Raw genomic sequence first — 16074 nt, 5'->3', positions numbered from 1 at the left:
TTGACTTAAAACTTATAGCCTATAGAAAGTTGCCCTACAGCATTTTTACCACTTCCGAGCAATGCACGGGAATTGTCTTGGGTAACGTCTATAAAACCTTGGTTGTAGCGTACGCCAATCATCATTTTGTTGAAATTGTACCCCAATCCGGCCGTAAGGCCAGCATCAATTTTTTTGAAGGCATCTACCAAAACAGAATTGTTGTTGTAGTAGGTATAATCGGGTGTAGAAATCAAGTAAGAGGCAAATGGACCCACATTGATGTTAAAATCGCTCATTTTAAACGATACTGGCAAAAAGAAATCTACGTAGTTCATGTTGATGGATTGTTTTTCGGACAATACCTTGAACGCTGTTCCTTTTGTGGAATAACTCAATTCTGGTTGTACCGACATAAAATCCTCTACTACGGGTATATCCGTAAATAAACCCACGTGGAAACCTATCTTTTCTGATTTGTTAGGTAGGTTGGGGAATGACACGTTGGAGGCGTTTAGTCCAGCCCTGACACCGAATTTAAGTTGGGCCTTAGTTCCGAAAGAAATCAGGAACAAAGCGAGTATCAATATTGTATTCTTATTCATATTTTTCATTTTAAATGGCTTCTTTATTGGCCTCAGTTTTCATTTTTTTGTTGGCATAGATGGCTATTTCCACTCTACGATTCTGCGAGCGACCAAGGTCTGTCTCATTGGTTTCTGTTGGTTGACTTTCGCCTTTGCCTTTGATTTTAACCCTTGTTTTGCTTATTCCAGTAGAAGTTAGTTCACCAGAAACGGCAGTAGCTCTTTTTTTTGATAAGGCTTGGTTAAACGACTCTGAGCCCACGTTGTCGGTGTGACCTACTATGAGCACGTCGGTATCGGGGTATTGTTTCAGTGTATTGGCCAATTTCCATAAATCATCTTTGTTAGACTCACGGAGGCTGGCTTTTCCAAAATCGAACAGCAATTGGCTGTCAAAAGTCAGTTTTATTCCTTCACCCACACGTTCTACTTTGGCTACATTTCCCAATTCGTCTTGGATTTTCTTGGCTTGTTTGTCCATTTTGTTACCAATGATTACACCCACGGCTCCACCTACGGTAGCTCCAAGTATAGCTCCAAGAGCGGTGCTGTTCTTCTTATTGCCCAATATTCCGCCCAAAACAGCTCCTGAAGAAGTACCAATAATGGCTCCTTTTTCGGTCTTGCTAAGATTAGATTTTTTCTGACTTTGGGTAGTCTTACATCCTACTATTAAGGTAGTTATAGTCAGAAGTGATATTATTACTTTCTTCATTTTAGTATTTTTTTGAATTCGATCTGTATTAAAATAGGTGCGGACCTAGTAGGTTGTTTGTACTTATAACAATAGAATTAGTATCAGAAGAATGATGATGATTCCACCTGCTGACAGATAGACACCAGAACCCAAATCTGCCAAATTTGACTTTATGGTTCTCACTTCTTTTCTCAATTCTTTCTTTTCACTTCTGGTCATTTCTGATTTGTCCATAGCTTTTATAGCATCTAATCTTGCCAACAAAATCTTGGCTTCTTCAGACTCAACTTTTTTGGTTCTTTCTTTTAAAATGGCAGTTGGTTCAGCTTTCGATTGTAATGGTGTCAAACTCAACAACATAAACAAGGTCAGGAAATACATGGTATATTTTTTCATCAGCGTAGTTTAAATCCCACTATTGGTGGGGCAAGTGTGAAATGATTTTCACCATGCAAAGGTCTGATGTTTGAAGGTGTGGAGTGTTACATAAATATCGTTTAAACTTACATTATTCCCACATTTGGGGATTCGCAACGGATTTGAGTTAATTGGTATATGTCTTTGAAATATCACATATGGACCTCATAATCAAATCTTTACCCAGGCCATCACTATATTTTCATTGTGCTCAGTGGCCAGTAACTTGTAACTAATCAACCAATAACCAATCAACCAATAACCAATCAACCAATAACCAATCAACTAATAACCAATCAACCAGTAACCAGTCCACCAATAACCAATCAACTAATAACCAATCAACCAATAACCAATCCACCAGTAACCAGCCAACCAGTAACTAATCAACCAGTCCACCAACTACATCCTATCCATATACCAGTTAAGCTCTTTTTGGATTTTTTGGAGGTGAAAAACAGAATCTATGGCCTTTCTTAGTCGGACGAAGGCGGTTTCGCTCTTAACGACGTAGTCGAAGGCGTTGTGGTGCATGCAGTTTACGGCCACCTCTATTTTATCTTGTGAGGACAAAATAATGACCGGAATATCTTTGTTGATAGATTTTATTTTTTTCAAAGTTTCTAAGCCGTTCATGGCTCCGGGATTTATACCGTCGAGATGATAATCTAGAATTATGATATCGGGCTTTTTGGACAGATTGGCTATGCAAAGCTCACCTGAGATAAAAGTTTCTATCTCAAAGTCACCATTGTCCATGAATTCTATTTCCAGCGATTTCAAAAATAAGGCGTCGTCGTCTACCAAAAACAATTTTATTTTATTCATTGCTAGTGTTTTTTAATTTGTTGAGTTCTTCCTCTAATTCTTCACAGGCCTGAAGGCATATATGCTCGAGTTTCATCACCAAATCCGATATATGATTCGAAATCTCTTGCTGAATGGCATATTCTTGGATTTTTTTTGCCATGTCTTCAAAATTATTGTCCATGCCCATAATAGAAAACGATGGTATCATTTTATGTACTGCCGAATTCAATAATTTCCAATCGCTGGTCTGAAATCCCAACTTCATGGCTGCTATCAAGGGTGGAGTTTGCTCCAAATATAGCTTAATCATCTCTGCCATCAGTTTTGGATTAGACTTCGTTTTTTCCAAAAGATAGCTCAAGTTAATACATCTCACCTTCACTATCAGTTCTTCTGTTTTTAATTTGTCATCTAATGAGATTGTTCGTTTAACCAGTTCTATTATTTTCGAATAAAGTAGTTTTTCGTCCACTGGTTTAGCGATGTAGTCATTCATACCCACAGCCTTACATTTTTCTAAATCTACAGTGGTGACATCGGCTGTAAGGGCCATGATGGGTACTTGGAGTTTGAGAATATTTCTGATGTATTTGGTGGCATCGAAGCCATTCATTTCAGGCATTTGCAGGTCCATCAGAATGATGTCATAGCTTTTCTCTGTTAAGCGTTGGACGGCGAGCTTCCCATTGGTAACGATGTCGCATTCAAACTTAAAATCTTCCAATAGGGTTTTCATCAGTAGTTGATTGAGCTCCATATCTTCTACCACAAGAACCTTGATTCCCACCATTTCGTCTTCAAGATCTTGGCTGGCTTTTCTGTTGGTTTCTTGTTGGATGGTTTTTTTGAAAACAAGCTGAAAACTAAATGAAGAACCAATGTCTAGCTGGCTATCTACTTCGATGTTACCGCCTTGTTTTTCAACCAGTTGTTTTACTATGGCCAGGCCCAAACCAGTACCTCCGTATAGTCTTGAGGTACCGCTTGTGGCTTGCTGAAAATTGTCAAAAATATGCTTGATTTTGTCTTTTGAAACACCGATTCCGGTGTCTGAGATTTCAAACTTTATATTCACCTCTTCCGTATTTTCTGAAAGCATTTCTACCTTAACAGTTATCTTACCGGTGCTTGTAAATTTCACAGCATTACTCACCAAATTGAGGATTATTTGATTTAACCTCACCGAATCTCCAACCAAAACCTCGGGAATATTTTCGTCATAATCAACTTCTAGCTCCAGGTTTTTCTCTTGTATTTTGGTTTCGAACAAATGCAGCATGGCTTTTATAGAGGCTGCCATTTTAAACGGGATTTCCTCAAAAGTCATTTTGCCGGCATCTACTTTTGCCAAATCTAAAATATCATTGATGAGAACAATAAGGGCATCTCCACTGATTTTAATAGCCGACAGATATTCTCTTTGTTTGGCCGTCAGCTCAGTCTTTAGAACCACTTTGGTAAAACCGATGATGGCGTTCATTGGCGTTCGGATTTCATGACTCATGTTCGATAGAAATTGCTGTTTCGATTTCACAGCATTTTCAGCAATATGCATGGCATTTTCTGACCTTTTCTGAGTCTCTTCTGCTATTTCTGTAGCCAACTCCGCAAAAACTTTGGCTTCGATTAGCTCATTTTCTATTCTTTTTTGTTCGGTTATTTCTCGGGCTACCACCACTACACCCACCACTATGCCCGCCTCGTCTTTAAATACAGAACCGTTAAACAAGACCTCCGTGAGTTTATGATCTCTGATGGTCAGTGGATAGTCGCTCACAAAACCTTTGTCGAACACTTCCTTGTAGACTTCTCTGGCCTTTTGTGGTTCTGTAAAATGTTCAAAAAAATCGGTCCCGAGCAAATTTTCCCTGCTCATTCCAGTAATTTTGGCTGAGGCATTGTTCAGATCTGTAATTTTCCCGCTTGGATTGATGGTGAAAAGTGGATCATGACTCGCCTCTATGAGTATTCTGGCCAAGTTAGCCTTGGTAAGTTCTGCAGCCCTTTTTTCTTTTTCTAGGTTCTGAAAAACCAACTCTTTGTTTGCCAAAACCAATTCCTCCGCACGTTTACCTTTTTCGTGAGTTTGAAAAGCCAGTTCAATATTTGCCAATGCCAATTCTTCCTCTCTTTTGCTTTTTTCAAGGTTTTGAAACGCCAATTCCTTGTTGGCAACCACCAACTCCTGAGCACGTTTTTCTTTCTCGATATTTTGCAAGACCAACTCCTTCTTGGCAATATCTAATTCATTGTCATGTTTGTTTTCTTCTTTTTTCAATTTATTGTTAGATGATATAATCACCGAAAATGTATACTTATTGATTTTTACTTTTTGGTATATGTCGGTCGTATTTGACACGATTGTCAAATCATAATAGTTTATCCTATTTCTTCTATTGGGCTTCTTTTTTTGTCTTTTAATTGTTTAAAATGGGTAGGAGTAAGGCCAGTAACTTTTTTGAATTGGCTCGACAAATGGGCTACACTGCTGTAATTCATTTTGTAGGCGATTTCGGTGATGTTCAACTCCCCGTATATAATCAACTCCTTGATGCGTTCGGTTTTGTGAGCTATGATAAAGTGCTCAATAGTAGTGCCTTGTACTTCTGAAAAAAGATTGGCCAGGTAGGTGTAATCGTGGTTTAATTTACCACTTATAAAGTCCGAGAAGTTGGTTTTGGGCAGTTCGTCAGAGTGGTGGACCATTTCTATCACCACATTTTTGATCCGCTCAATCAACATGGCTCGCTTATCGTCCATGAGTTCGAGACCCGCCTCGTTCAAAACCGCCTTCAGCGATAATATCTGGTTGGCTGTGAGGGTTTCCATGACTTCTACCACGCCCAGCTCCACCAATATAAAATGAAGGCCAAGGTCTTTGAGGGCTTCTTTGACCAATATCTTGCAACGATTGCTCACCATATATTTAATGTAGAGCTTCATTGGTCAGTCATTATTATGTTTTCTCAAAGCTACCCAATAAAAGCCGTATTAGCGAGGTTTATATTTTTTGTGGGTGTTGGCGGTAGTTAATTGGTAGCTCAAAAAACTGTTAATATTTTGAAAATCAGCATTGAATGGTGCTTGAAAGGTGTTTGAGATGTCTTATTGATTGTTTTCATTATTTTCGATTTATTTATTATTTGTGATAAGAATCATTAAAAAGAAGGGATTCAAGGAGTCAATATTATTCCAAAAAGCAAATAATCTCTATTTTACCTTATTTTTTCTAGGATAAATACACTAATTTTAAGTTTTAAAATAATCAACCCTACAATAGATTTTATAAGAATGGAATTCTCTTCAAAAGCCTTGATTGACTCTAATCCTCTCTCAAAACTTCAATTTGCCACCATCATTATATGTTTTTTGATGAATATGCTCGACGGCATGGACGTTTTGGTTATTTCGTACACGGCACCCGCCATAGCAAAAGCATGGTCAATTGGTCCAGAGGTTTTGGGGACGGTTTTTAGCTCAGGACTCATCGGTATGACGCTTGGAACACTCTTTATAGCACCTTATGCAGATAAAATCGGGCGGAAAAACCTTATACTAATCAGTGCTGTGGTGATGGGCTCTTGTATTTATTTGACTTCTTTTGCCACCAATGTGAACGCCCTACTCGCTTATAGATTTCTGAGTGGATTGGGTATTGGCTGTATGCTGGCGAGTACTGCCGCACTCACGGCTGAGTTTACGCCCAACAAAACCCGTGATTTTTGGGTGAGTTTTGTTATTTCAGGTTACCCCATAGGAGCCGTGATATCTGGTCTGGTAGCTGCAAAGGTGATTCCAGCAGAAGGCTGGGAGCAGATGTTTGCTTATGCAGGCATGGCTTCTTTATTGGCTATTCCATTGATTATCATATTTTTGTCGGAGTCCATAGATTTTTATATCAAGGCCCAGCCGAATAATGCATTGGAAAAAATCAACACAATTTTGCGTAAAATGGGTCACGAGGCCATATCTGTCCTTCCTGCCAAAGCCGATAAACAGTCTGCTATACCGGTTGGTAAACTCTTATCAGGCAAATATAAAAAGCCTTCCGTAGAACTTTGGATTGCCTTGTTTATGGCTTTTGCGGCCTTGTATTTTATGACCAGTTGGATACCGAAATTGGCCTCTGATGCTGGTTTGTCGTTGAGTTTGGCTATTTATGCAGGTACTGTTTTTAATATTGGAGCATTTTTTGGCATCGTTACACAGGGGTATTTTTCGAGTAAATTTGGTCTTAAAAAAACCATTGGCGTTATATTGATTCTAACGGCTGTATTGATGGCGTGTTTTAGATTTTTTATTGGTTCGGATATCATCCTGTTGGTATTTGCCTTCTTGGGGTTTGGTATTCAGGGCGGATTTGTAGGCTTGTACGCTTTTGCGGCTCGCATGTACCCGAGCGAATTCAAAACCACAGGTATCGGCTGGGCAATGGGAGCGGGGCGAATTGGTGGCATAGTCGGCCCAAAACTTGGCGGACTTTTGATAGGAATGGGCTTGACGATCGGTGCTAACTTCATGATTTTTGCCATACCCGCACTCATAGCGGGTATCATGACATGGAGAAATAGCTCTGAAGATGTGAGTTAGGAATTTCTACTTTTTTCAAGAATTTATCCTCAAAAGAAGAGATGCTTTCTGCCATTGATGAATAGGTCCACAGTAAACTAACTGTAGTAAAAATTGACAGTTTAAATTGCTTTTTCTATTTCTTTGTCAGTATATATCTCAAATGAGTAGTCAGCTCTGAGTGTATCACTTCAGCTATTTGTAAGTCATACTTATCTTTGTCGATGCCTTCAAAGAGACGTATTCCACTTCCTAATAAAACAGGCGAAATATGAATAAAAAATTCGTCTATGAGTCCCGCATTTAGATATTGTTGAATAGTATTGGCACCTCTTTGAATCCTTATATCTTTGCCTTTTGCTGATTTTCTGGCTTTTTCCAAGGCACTTTCTATTCCGTCATTGATGAAGTAAAAAGTAGTGGTACCTTCTTGTACCCAAGGTTCTCGCTTTTCGTGTGTAAGTACATAAACGTCAGCTTTGTATAAATCATTTGGCCAAACCGCTTCGCCTTCTTCGAACATTCGCTTGCCCATAATATAGGCACCAGTTCGTTCGATGGTCTCTCTAATATATTTTCCATCCGCTCCATCCTCATTGCCTCCAGCTAATCCTAGGTGTTCCCAAAAAGCCTTTTGATTAAACATCCAAGAGTGTATTTGTCCCGAAACTCCACCCATCGGGTTTTGAGGTCCTCTGTTATCACCTGCGAAAAAGCCATCTAGTGATATTCCGCTGTCAAAAATTATTTTGCTCATTTTAATATGTTTTTTGTCTCTTTTATTTGGCTTTAATCACCCTTTTAATTCATTTTTAAATGGTCCATCTTTTTTTTAACAACCAGTAAGTGAAAATTTATTCTCTAGCTAAGGTCCACAACCACGCATCGCCAATTTCATGGTCTTGGACTATTCTGGTATACTGAAATCCATTTTTCTGCAGAATTTTTGTGGAAGCATTAAATTCTGGAGCTGTTTTGGCTGTAATGATTAAGTTTGAATCTGTCCTCTGAGCAATGGAAACGAGTTCTTTACAAGAAAATGACGCGATTCCTTGGCCTTCAAATGCTTTGAATGTCCAGTAGGCTATTTCGACTTTTCCGTCCTGTGGTTCTCCCGTAAAGCCACAAGACCCCACTATTTGGTTTTGGCTGACAACAAAATATCCGACCCATGGCTTATGAAAACCAATGGTTTGATAGTAGTCCTCATACGATTGCAAGAGCATCTGGCAGTCCTCAGACGAATAAAGGCCCTCAGTTTTGTCTGTATCACGTTCAATTATTCTCAGTTCCATTGCAAAAGTTTCGCCTTTTATAAGATCAAATATTGTTTTACCACTGTTGAAAAATTATGCAAACCTGATGATCTCGTAAAGCGAATTCCTTGGCAGTCCATGGCCGAACTGTAACCTTACTGAGGTTAGGGTGAAGAAATTCAGGGTGAGACTTGGAAATCTTCTCATAAATATCTTCAATGTTTTTGGTCACTATCCTGAACTCAGGATTATGTTCTGCGGCAAGGTGGGAATGTTCAAAAAGATACATTTGTAAGCCATCTTTTTCAAGTACACAAAATGGTTCTTTAGACTTTATTTCGTTGTGACCTATAGAAAAACCGAGACATTCCACAAAGAATTTTAAACCATCATTGATGTCAGTATAGTACACATTTGGGACTAGTTTTTCGTAGGTCATAGCTTTATTTTTATCTGAGTTGAAAAGGCTGTTTCTATAGTTAACTGGGCTTGATGGTATTGTGGCTTTTTCCCATTTTGATATAAGTTTAGGCTTTACTATTTCTTGATTTTCGAAAGGTCTTTCCAATCGACTTCGTCGGTTTGTCCATGTCCTTAATGGCAAAATTAATAGCCTCCTCTATTAAAGCTTTCACCTCGGGGTTTCTGTAGTCGCTTTTTTTCTCTATATCGATGTGCCTAATTAAGTTACCGGTTCCCGTTAACAATTTATGGGGGTCTTTCAGCAAGGTGCCTTTGTTGAAGCCAAGGTTAAGATGATTGGTATAGATCGGCAACATACAAAACGCATCTGATAGCTTGTCGGAGATGGAAAAAACTGCCGTTAAGGCGTGGGTATGATACAGCAATTCGTTACAGTCGGGATACAGTTCGAGTATGAATTCTCGCAAATCTTTAAACAAATCAATTAATTCTCTATCTTTAAAATCTAACAGGAATTCAAAGTCTGGTTGGAGTGGTCGTAATGTTTTCATCTGGCAGTTTGATCATATTGTATCCCACAAATTAAATTACCTTCGGTGTCTAAAAACTTAGCGATATAACCTACGAAGGGTATAGTCGTTTTGGGCATCACGACTGTCCCAGCATTCTTTTCAACTTTTGCGATGATTTCATCAATGTTTTCAACCCCGATAGAACATTCCAAACCAATGACTTTTTCTGGTATTGGTGAATACTTTCTGGACTGTAATGCTCCAATAAGTTCCCCATTGTTAGACTTGTCGGCCTTGATTTGTAAAAAGTCAGCTTGTCCGTAGGAGTTAAATCCCCAATCAAATACACCCTCATAGAAAGACTTTGCCCGTTCGAGGTCATCAATATGAATGGCAAAATGTGTCAGTTTATTGCTCATTTTTTATTGTAAATTTATTGCGATTTCAAAAGAAACAAATATCAAGAATAAAAGCCAGAATCAACAAAACACAAACATTACACCGCTTGAAAGCGAGTATATTTTCATAGAACCTTCATTTCTCAAACTTTACTATAATTGGCATCACCCGCAAAGAAGTCCTGACCTTCAGGCGATACATTATACATCTTGATTTGTAAAGCATTATCGGTTGGACAAGGAATTTCTATTCTCCAACCCCAATCTGGGCTATTATTTACTTCGTAAGAGCCTGTCACCGAAATGTCGCCCTCATCGTCCACCGTTCCGAAACAGTTCATAATTTTACCACTCATACCCCAAGAGTCTACCCAAGATGCAGTTACTTCAAATTGCTTATTGTTGTTGCCAATTAATATCATACCGTGCTGATCTAAGCCATCGTGTTGCCAATCATAAGTCATGGTAAGAAATTTGCCATTGGCCACGGCCTTGATTTCCATGTGGGACTCCGAGATGAAGTCAGGATTAGGTAACCAGCTTAATATTAAGCGATAAGTGCCTTTCCATTGTCCAACATATTTGCTGTTTAGGTCAACGATCTTCATGTTTTGTTTTATATGTAAACGATAAACGGATTTCTTAGTAAAACTATCTTTTCTATACTAAGCATTCAAAAGCCAGAGGGACAGCAATAGATTTTCAAGGGAATCAGCCAATTCAAAAATATAAAAAAAAGGTTAATTTTCAATTCTGAAGCAATAAAAACTATTTATTACAAATTTGAAATTACACGAATCCGAGATAAATAAATACTTATGGTTCGTTATATCAGCCAGCACTGTTTGAACACAATCAAAATTCTCCCACAGTAAATTTCAAATTTGAAACAAATGTTTTGGAGAATTTTGAGTGTGTGAGTTTGCTGGGTGCAGTTTTTTTTGCTTCGTTTTTTTTTGAAAAAAAATGAAGGCCCAGCCGGCAGGCGACACAAAGAGAATTAGGAGCGTTTTCAAAAACTTAAAAAATGGGTTTCAATTGTACAATTAAGCACGATTTAATGGTAATAGTAAATTTGGACGGATTACAGTAATTTCGAATCAATTCAGAACCACATTATTTACTTCAAGCTTGGTAAAATGGCTTCTAGTGCATTCAATGTAGCTGTAAAACCTTCTTTGAAGCCCATTTCTATCATCTTTTCCATTCTTTCAAGCGATTCGTTATAAATAGAAATACTCACTTTTGTTATTCCATTTTCTTCACTAAAAGTTAAATCCCAAGACGAACCCGGAGGAAAAGGATTTTCGTCTTTATCGGCAAACACGCTTTCAAATTTGAAATTAGTTTTTGGTGAAATAGATGTATAAGATTGAACGGAATAATTTAATTCCTGTCCTTCTGCACTCACCATGGCATAAAACCTACGGCCGCCAACTCTGAAGTCCATCACCATTGTTCTGGATTCGAAAGGCTTGGGTGCCCACCATTGGTCGAGGATTTTTTTCTTTGTAAACGCATCCCAAACCAGTGAAAGCCCGGCATCAAATTCTTTCTCGACCAAAACCGACTTGGTAGTTTTGTCCACCGTAAAGCCAAATAATAAATTGCTCATGATTAAATATTTTAATGAAACTAATCGGTTGCGAATATATGTGCAACTATTTGGTTTCGCAAATTTATTCTGGAAAATATTTTATCATATTAGGTAAGGTTGGATTTTAATTAACGAATTTGACTTAAAAGATTAATTTTAAAAAGCCAGAAACAAAAATTTATTAAGTCCTAAAGATTCGGTCTTCCATATTAAACATTATTGTGGGTGTCATTGGTTGATTTGGTGATGACATACTCAAATTCCGCAACCTTAACATTCCATAGCTTTAGGGTTTGTTTTGCTTTCAGATTTTCGTTTTCATCTCCGACTACAAGTTGGTCCGTAAATGGTTTGACATATTGGCTCCAAAAAATACCTTTTGAATCTTTGAGAAGAAAATAGAATCCAGCGTCACCAAACTTTTTCCCTGAAGAATCCAAAATTAGTTCATGCCTGCTTCCAATAGACGGTTTCAATATTACCGTTGCATTTCCTTTCGGTAAGGGGAAAATAGCTTTTATACAAGTCGTTTTTGAAGGAATTGTGCAGGTAGTATAAATACCGGAGTAGATAACTTTTCCTGTTGATTTGAATTTACGGAGCCAAATGGTATACTTTAATTCATTGTTCTCAGAAATCAATTCAATTATTTCACTTAAAAGCTTTTCTGATTCCTGAATATTTTCAGTTGGAATATTCAATTGATTGATTCTTCGACTGAATAATCTGTTAACAAGATAACCAAATATCTTAAAGAGCGGATTCCATTTTACCTGTAAATCTAAATTATAATCTGCTGTTTTTTCGTAGAAATGAATTACATTCTGAGAAAGTCTTTCAATTTCCGTCTCTGTAAATTTAAGATCTGCGATTGACTCTAATAACCCTTTTGAGGTTGTATTTCTTACAACTTTTAAATTTTCTTTTGATGCCAATTGGTAAATAAAGTCTTCACCTATTCCATTTATTTCTCCAAAAGGACCTGTGAGCCACTTATATTCTTCAAAGTCAATCTTTCTTCCCCAAAGTATTACCCATTGTTGTGTAAACCAATCCTGAAAGTTTTGCCTTGAGTACGCTAAATTCATTGAGCATCTGGTTTATTTGGAATATAGGAGTGATTATTATTCCATTCCCCGAATTCCATCAATGGTTTAAATCGCAAAGTTGTAAATTCGAAGTGGAAATCTTTTCTATCACGTTCTTTCATGGCATTGCTGTGTCTCTTTGGTTGAGGCATTTTGCTATGACCATGAACCATATCTGTCATTTCTCTTTGTGTTTTCCATATAGAGAAGGTAGAAATAGTGTTTGGATACCGAATCGATGCCAGAGATAGAGTGGTTGCATCGTTGTCTCGAACTTGTTTTTCTACCGGTCTTCCCCAACGAAGGAAACGTGGTATTTGAGAGTACTTCATTCGAGCGATAGTTACTGCCACAACTGGTTTTTGGTTTTCAAATTCTACATTTAAATTAGGTATTTGGAATCCTGAAATGTTGCCCCATTGTCTTAAATACTCCAATCTTATATGCCATCCTTTTGAGATAAGTTTTCCGATTGTATTGGACTTCAAAAAATCATTCAAGAATTCTTCATTTTTCCATTGAGCAAAAACAACAATTTCTCGGCTATAAATTCTAGATATTGAGAAAAGAGGTGAGCCCAAAATCATTGCAGACATTGTTTCGGCATGTATTAATCCTTTTATTTTTTTAGAATTAATGGGAAATATCATAACCCTGAGTGCTTCTGTGAAAGATAGTCTAACAATATGATAAGAAAATAAGCTCATTTTTTACACTGTATATTGTTGGTAAGTGGTTTTGTTTCAATAGATAAGTTTTTTTGAGTTTGAATAAGGTAAAGTTTAGGAAGTGTCAATGTTTAATTTTTTATAAAATGTAATTTATATTATCTATTCTCAACTTTCTACTAAAGGAACTCTGTTTTTATGAACTTTTGCTAGTGGTCCGGTTTTGATTCTTAATCGTTTTTATTCAATCTCTGTTATCCTATGCTGTTCGGATAAACAAGGTTCTGCATATCCAATTATTTCATGAACTTCCAACTGGTCAAGTTTTTCCTTTATCGGTTGGTAGTCAACGAATGCCGGAATTTCCATAGAAAAATATATCTTGTTCATTTTTTCCGAAATGCAACCAAGTTCTTCAAACATTTTACGAATAGAATTTATATCCCCTGATTTGTCCATCAACACAACCTGTATGGTTGAGTTGCCGGAATATTCTACCGTTCTTCTATAGCAGAGCATTTGTTCCATTTCATCAAATTCTGCAAATACGATGTCTGCAGAGGCAACCAGCGGTGCATAAAAAGGTATATTGTCAATTTTATAAAGTCCATTGGTTTTATCAATAGTCGTAGCCCACAAAGTTTCTACCATTTCTTCATCAAAAATGTCACTATGAAATCGAAACAATATTTTAACACCCTCTTCTTCTTGCATAATTATTGCTTTGCTTGGCTTTTGAATTTTTCAACAAAGTCTTTGGCATCTCTCATATTTTGTGGGTAAGTGGCTAAGTTTTCAGACTTTGTGAAACCGTTTACTGACTTCGACGCATTTTCGTAAATGTGTTGAAAGTAAAAACCATTGTCAATTAAAAACTTAACGGTCTCCCATTTTTTATGTTCCGACTTTTTGGGTGGCCGAAATCTATGTGGTAAGAGTGTCATTGGCTTTCCGCATTCAGAACAAAGATAACTTGATTCTGAATCACTGGCATAGGTGCTGTTGAGTGTTACTCTACATTCTAAACAAACTTTTTTATGTCCCATTTTATTCAAGATATGTAGTTCAAAGTTGACAGAACATCGATCAAGCCTTTTGGCAGGTGGGGAAATAGAATTCCTTCTGCTAAGCCTTAGTACAAATGTATAATAAAGTTCAATATGTTCAATTACTTCCAACTGTCTTACTTGCCATAAGCTTGATGTATATGCGGGTAATTCCGATAACTATCGGGACGCATTCCACCAAAACGAAGGAAATATCCTTCGTACAACGGATGATATTGAATTTAAAATATCTTCATTAAGATTGGAAATCCTAATTTATCTAGCTTCGACATGTCTTTCAGAACATGTCGAAGAGCGGGAAGCTCAATTACTTCCTTCCGCCAGCCATATAGCAAATACTATGTTAGCCATCGTTTTTGTTTTATTCACAACCAATTCCTAACATTTTATTTCTAAATCTTTGTGGCGTAATATCTATTCCATTTTTTATCATTAAGGCTTGTTTCCAAGTGCCTTGTCCGTAAGAATTAGTAATAAAGGCTATGCTATGGTTTGGTTGTTTTGGGCCATAAATATACTTTTGAATGGTCAAATTGCTGCTATCTGATTTGCTTTTGTAAAACTTCCCGATTACGATTAATGTGTTTGTTTCGTCAAATTGTTGAGGTCGTGTTTTTCTTATTAATTGTCCAGTTTGTGTGTCAAATTCCATTTCAAAAAAGTTAAATGTCGCAATTGAGAAAACAGAGTCACTTTTTGTCATTTTAAAATCATTTAATGTCCATATTGTATGCCAAACAGACTTAACCACACTGCAAGTGTCTGATAATAAGTCAACAAGTCTATAATTAGATATTAGGTTACCTGAATTGTAAAAATATAAAACTTTTCTTTGGCTAATTTTATGTCCCTCAATAAAGTCGTCAATTACTGTTATTTTTTTTCCATCATTTGATATTAAAATTGTCATACTAGTAAATCCAGCATCTTTAAAACTGTATAATTTTTTTCCGTTTTCGTCAATAAGATTCCATTTTTTTCTATTGTATTTTAAAGTAAATTTTCCATTTTCAGATTTGAAAACCGTTGTCAATCGTTGTTCATCAGCAAAAGCAAAAAATGTCAAAAAGGTTAGTATAATTGTCAGAGTGTAATGTTTCATAAAATGGCACATAACGGCAGTCTGTGAAAAAACTGCCTTTACAAAACTAAATAAAAGGTTTTGAAAACATACAGAGTTTTTGTATTTTTAATACATCAAAAAACGCTTTCTGCCTTGCCAATTCAATCAAAAACAGACCGAAATCAAGTCCAGTTTTCTAGTTTTGAGGAGCGAATCAACAATGATAATCCTGTTCGGTTTATTGACGCCTTTGTTGATAAACTAGAGATGACTAAACTTGGCTTCATTTCTCAAACTTTCAAAACTGAAGGCCGACCTACTTTTGAGCACTCATTATATTTAAAGCTTTATTTATACGGCTACCTAAACGGTTTACGCAGCAGCCGCAAGCTTGAGAGGGACTGCGTGCGTAATGTAGAGGTTTTTTGGCTGCTTTGCGGTCAGCAGCCTAATTACCACAGCATAGCTGACTTCCGAAAAGACAATCCTAAGGCCCTAAAAAACACGTTCAAACTCTTTGTACTATTTTTAAAAGAATGTGAGCTAATTGGAGGGCGTACAGTAGCCATTGATGGTACTAAAGTAAGAGCAAGTAATTCCAAGAAGAACAACTATAATCAAAAGAAAATAGACCGCCATTTAGCTTATATCGAAGAAAAGACCACGGAATACTTAAAGCAGTTAGAAGAAAATGATAAGCAAAACACTGGTTTAGATGTAAAACATGTTCAGGCCAAAATAGAACGTCTTGCTGGAGCCAAAATCAAATATGAAACACTGGAAAAGCAGCTTTCGACTACAGACGAACCCCAGGTAAGTACGACTGACACAGACGCCAGAGCCTTATTGGTACAAGGACAAGTAGTAGAAGTGAGTTATAACCTACAAGCTGCTGTAGACGAACAGCACAAACTGGTGGTAGCTACACACACACTCAACCGCA

The 16074-nt window shown here is 37.1% G+C and carries 20 protein-coding genes; 2 read left to right on the top strand and 18 right to left on the bottom strand.

Going from position 1 to position 16074, the window contains the following annotated elements; genetic code table 11:
* Positions 1-5: 5 nt before the first annotated feature.
* The 6 genes from EGI31_RS21325 to EGI31_RS21300 all read right to left on the bottom strand — a co-directional run bounded on the left by EGI31_RS21325 (position 6) and on the right by EGI31_RS21300 (position 5433).
* Positions 6-584: a porin family protein gene (locus EGI31_RS21325; RefSeq protein WP_255039201.1), complete on the bottom strand. Its 579-nt coding sequence runs from the start codon at positions 582-584 to the stop codon at positions 6-8.
* 10 nt (positions 585-594) lie between these two features.
* Positions 595-1281: a YiaD family glycine zipper/OmpA-like lipoprotein gene (locus EGI31_RS21320; protein WP_255039200.1), complete on the bottom strand. Its 687-nt coding sequence runs from the start codon at positions 1279-1281 to the stop codon at positions 595-597.
* 63 nt (positions 1282-1344) lie between these two features.
* Positions 1345-1659, bottom strand: coding sequence for a hypothetical protein (locus EGI31_RS21315; protein ID WP_255039199.1), 315 nt, complete (start codon positions 1657-1659; stop codon positions 1345-1347).
* A gap of 423 nt (positions 1660-2082) precedes the next feature.
* Complete coding sequence (locus EGI31_RS21310) at positions 2083-2508, bottom strand: response regulator (protein ID WP_255039198.1); 426 nt, start codon at positions 2506-2508, stop codon at positions 2083-2085.
* Complete coding sequence (locus EGI31_RS21305; protein WP_255039197.1) at positions 2501-4768, bottom strand: ATP-binding protein; 2268 nt, start codon at positions 4766-4768, stop codon at positions 2501-2503. The genes EGI31_RS21310 and EGI31_RS21305 overlap by 8 nt, the downstream gene beginning before the upstream one ends.
* 101 nt (positions 4769-4869) lie before the next feature.
* Positions 4870-5433, bottom strand: coding sequence for a helix-turn-helix domain-containing protein (locus EGI31_RS21300; RefSeq protein WP_255039196.1), 564 nt, complete (start codon positions 5431-5433; stop codon positions 4870-4872).
* A gap of 348 nt (positions 5434-5781) precedes the next feature.
* Between EGI31_RS21300 and EGI31_RS21295 the strand changes: the two genes are divergently transcribed.
* A complete protein-coding gene (locus EGI31_RS21295; RefSeq protein ID WP_255039194.1) occupies positions 5782-7080 on the top strand; it encodes an MFS transporter in 1299 nt (432 codons plus the stop codon).
* Between the two features lie 115 nt (positions 7081-7195).
* On the opposite strand, the gene EGI31_RS21290 is transcribed toward EGI31_RS21295, so the two are convergent.
* The 12 genes from EGI31_RS21290 to EGI31_RS21235 all read right to left on the bottom strand — a co-directional run bounded on the left by EGI31_RS21290 (position 7196) and on the right by EGI31_RS21235 (position 15134).
* Positions 7196-7816, bottom strand: coding sequence for a dihydrofolate reductase family protein (locus tag EGI31_RS21290; protein ID WP_255039193.1), 621 nt, complete (start codon positions 7814-7816; stop codon positions 7196-7198).
* A gap of 97 nt (positions 7817-7913) precedes the next feature.
* Complete coding sequence (locus tag EGI31_RS21285) at positions 7914-8354, bottom strand: GNAT family N-acetyltransferase (protein WP_255039191.1); 441 nt, start codon at positions 8352-8354, stop codon at positions 7914-7916.
* Positions 8355-8391: 37 nt separating this feature from the next.
* Positions 8392-8754 (bottom strand): VOC family protein, encoded by a 363-nt coding sequence (locus EGI31_RS21280; RefSeq protein WP_255039190.1) that lies wholly within the window; start codon positions 8752-8754, stop codon positions 8392-8394.
* 88 nt (positions 8755-8842) lie between these two features.
* Positions 8843-9289: a DUF1801 domain-containing protein gene (locus EGI31_RS21275; RefSeq protein ID WP_255039189.1), complete on the bottom strand. Its 447-nt coding sequence runs from the start codon at positions 9287-9289 to the stop codon at positions 8843-8845.
* Complete coding sequence (locus tag EGI31_RS21270; RefSeq protein ID WP_255039188.1) at positions 9286-9669, bottom strand: VOC family protein; 384 nt, start codon at positions 9667-9669, stop codon at positions 9286-9288. The genes EGI31_RS21275 and EGI31_RS21270 overlap by 4 nt, the downstream gene beginning before the upstream one ends.
* A 122-nt stretch (positions 9670-9791) precedes the next feature.
* Positions 9792-10256, bottom strand: coding sequence for a DUF1579 family protein (locus tag EGI31_RS21265; RefSeq protein WP_255039187.1), 465 nt, complete (start codon positions 10254-10256; stop codon positions 9792-9794).
* A 512-nt stretch (positions 10257-10768) separates the two neighbouring features.
* Positions 10769-11263: an SRPBCC family protein gene (locus EGI31_RS21260; RefSeq protein WP_262925398.1), complete on the bottom strand. Its 495-nt coding sequence runs from the start codon at positions 11261-11263 to the stop codon at positions 10769-10771.
* Between the two features lie 191 nt (positions 11264-11454).
* Positions 11455-12333, bottom strand: coding sequence for a hypothetical protein (locus EGI31_RS21255; RefSeq protein ID WP_255039186.1), 879 nt, complete (start codon positions 12331-12333; stop codon positions 11455-11457).
* Positions 12330-13040 carry a hypothetical protein gene (locus EGI31_RS21250; RefSeq protein ID WP_255039184.1) on the bottom strand — a complete coding sequence of 237 codons (711 nt, stop codon included), beginning with the start codon at positions 13038-13040 and terminating at the stop codon, positions 12330-12332. The genes EGI31_RS21255 and EGI31_RS21250 overlap by 4 nt, the downstream gene beginning before the upstream one ends.
* A 201-nt stretch (positions 13041-13241) precedes the next feature.
* A complete protein-coding gene (locus tag EGI31_RS21245; RefSeq protein ID WP_255039182.1) occupies positions 13242-13715 on the bottom strand; it encodes a DUF4265 domain-containing protein in 474 nt (157 codons plus the stop codon).
* A gap of 2 nt (positions 13716-13717) precedes the next feature.
* On the bottom strand, positions 13718-14047 hold the full coding sequence (locus tag EGI31_RS21240; RefSeq protein ID WP_255039181.1) for a hypothetical protein: 330 nt from the start codon (positions 14045-14047) through the stop codon (positions 13718-13720).
* 382 nt (positions 14048-14429) lie between these two features.
* Positions 14430-15134, bottom strand: coding sequence for a hypothetical protein (locus tag EGI31_RS21235; RefSeq protein ID WP_255039180.1), 705 nt, complete (start codon positions 15132-15134; stop codon positions 14430-14432).
* Positions 15135-15230: 96 nt separating this feature from the next.
* Between EGI31_RS21235 and EGI31_RS21230 the strand changes: the two genes are divergently transcribed.
* Positions 15231-16074, top strand: an 844-nt coding sequence (locus tag EGI31_RS21230) for a transposase (protein WP_255039179.1), incomplete at its 3' end; no start/stop codon positions are given.

Source organism: Lacihabitans soyangensis (assembly GCF_024343775.1).
Lineage (GTDB): Bacteria > Bacteroidota > Bacteroidia > Cytophagales > Spirosomataceae > Leadbetterella > Leadbetterella soyangensis.
The sequence above is the reverse complement of the archived record's forward strand: the minus strand, read 5'-3'. Positions and strand labels throughout refer to the sequence as shown.

What these genes read in the sequence shown, in the direction of transcription:
- EGI31_RS21250 (WP_255039184.1), bottom strand. Translation starts at nt 13,040, where the DNA reads ATGAGCTTATTTTCTTATCATATTGTTAGACTATCTTTCACAGAAGCA.
- EGI31_RS21320 (WP_255039200.1), bottom strand. Translation starts at nt 1,281, where the DNA reads ATGAAGAAAGTAATAATATCACTTCTGACTATAACTACCTTAATAGTA.
- EGI31_RS21245 (WP_255039182.1), bottom strand. Translation starts at nt 13,715, where the DNA reads ATGCAAGAAGAAGAGGGTGTTAAAATATTGTTTCGATTTCATAGTGAC.
- EGI31_RS21270 (WP_255039188.1), bottom strand. Translation starts at nt 9,669, where the DNA reads ATGAGCAATAAACTGACACATTTTGCCATTCATATTGATGACCTCGAA.
- EGI31_RS21255 (WP_255039186.1), bottom strand. Translation starts at nt 12,333, where the DNA reads ATGAATTTAGCGTACTCAAGGCAAAACTTTCAGGATTGGTTTACACAA.
- EGI31_RS21295 (WP_255039194.1), top strand. Translation starts at nt 5,782, where the DNA reads ATGGAATTCTCTTCAAAAGCCTTGATTGACTCTAATCCTCTCTCAAAA.
- EGI31_RS21290 (WP_255039193.1), bottom strand. Translation starts at nt 7,816, where the DNA reads ATGAGCAAAATAATTTTTGACAGCGGAATATCACTAGATGGCTTTTTC.
- EGI31_RS21325 (WP_255039201.1), bottom strand. Translation starts at nt 584, where the DNA reads ATGAATAAGAATACAATATTGATACTCGCTTTGTTCCTGATTTCTTTC.
- EGI31_RS21260 (WP_262925398.1), bottom strand. Translation starts at nt 11,263, where the DNA reads ATGAGCAATTTATTATTTGGCTTTACGGTGGACAAAACTACCAAGTCG.
- EGI31_RS21275 (WP_255039189.1), bottom strand. Translation starts at nt 9,289, where the DNA reads ATGAAAACATTACGACCACTCCAACCAGACTTTGAATTCCTGTTAGAT.
- EGI31_RS21265 (WP_255039187.1), bottom strand. Translation starts at nt 10,256, where the DNA reads ATGAAGATCGTTGACCTAAACAGCAAATATGTTGGACAATGGAAAGGC.
- EGI31_RS21300 (WP_255039196.1), bottom strand. Translation starts at nt 5,433, where the DNA reads ATGAAGCTCTACATTAAATATATGGTGAGCAATCGTTGCAAGATATTG.
- EGI31_RS21315 (WP_255039199.1), bottom strand. Translation starts at nt 1,659, where the DNA reads ATGAAAAAATATACCATGTATTTCCTGACCTTGTTTATGTTGTTGAGT.
- EGI31_RS21285 (WP_255039191.1), bottom strand. Translation starts at nt 8,354, where the DNA reads ATGGAACTGAGAATAATTGAACGTGATACAGACAAAACTGAGGGCCTT.
- EGI31_RS21240 (WP_255039181.1), bottom strand. Translation starts at nt 14,047, where the DNA reads ATGGGACATAAAAAAGTTTGTTTAGAATGTAGAGTAACACTCAACAGC.
- EGI31_RS21310 (WP_255039198.1), bottom strand. Translation starts at nt 2,508, where the DNA reads ATGAATAAAATAAAATTGTTTTTGGTAGACGACGACGCCTTATTTTTG.
- EGI31_RS21280 (WP_255039190.1), bottom strand. Translation starts at nt 8,754, where the DNA reads ATGACCTACGAAAAACTAGTCCCAAATGTGTACTATACTGACATCAAT.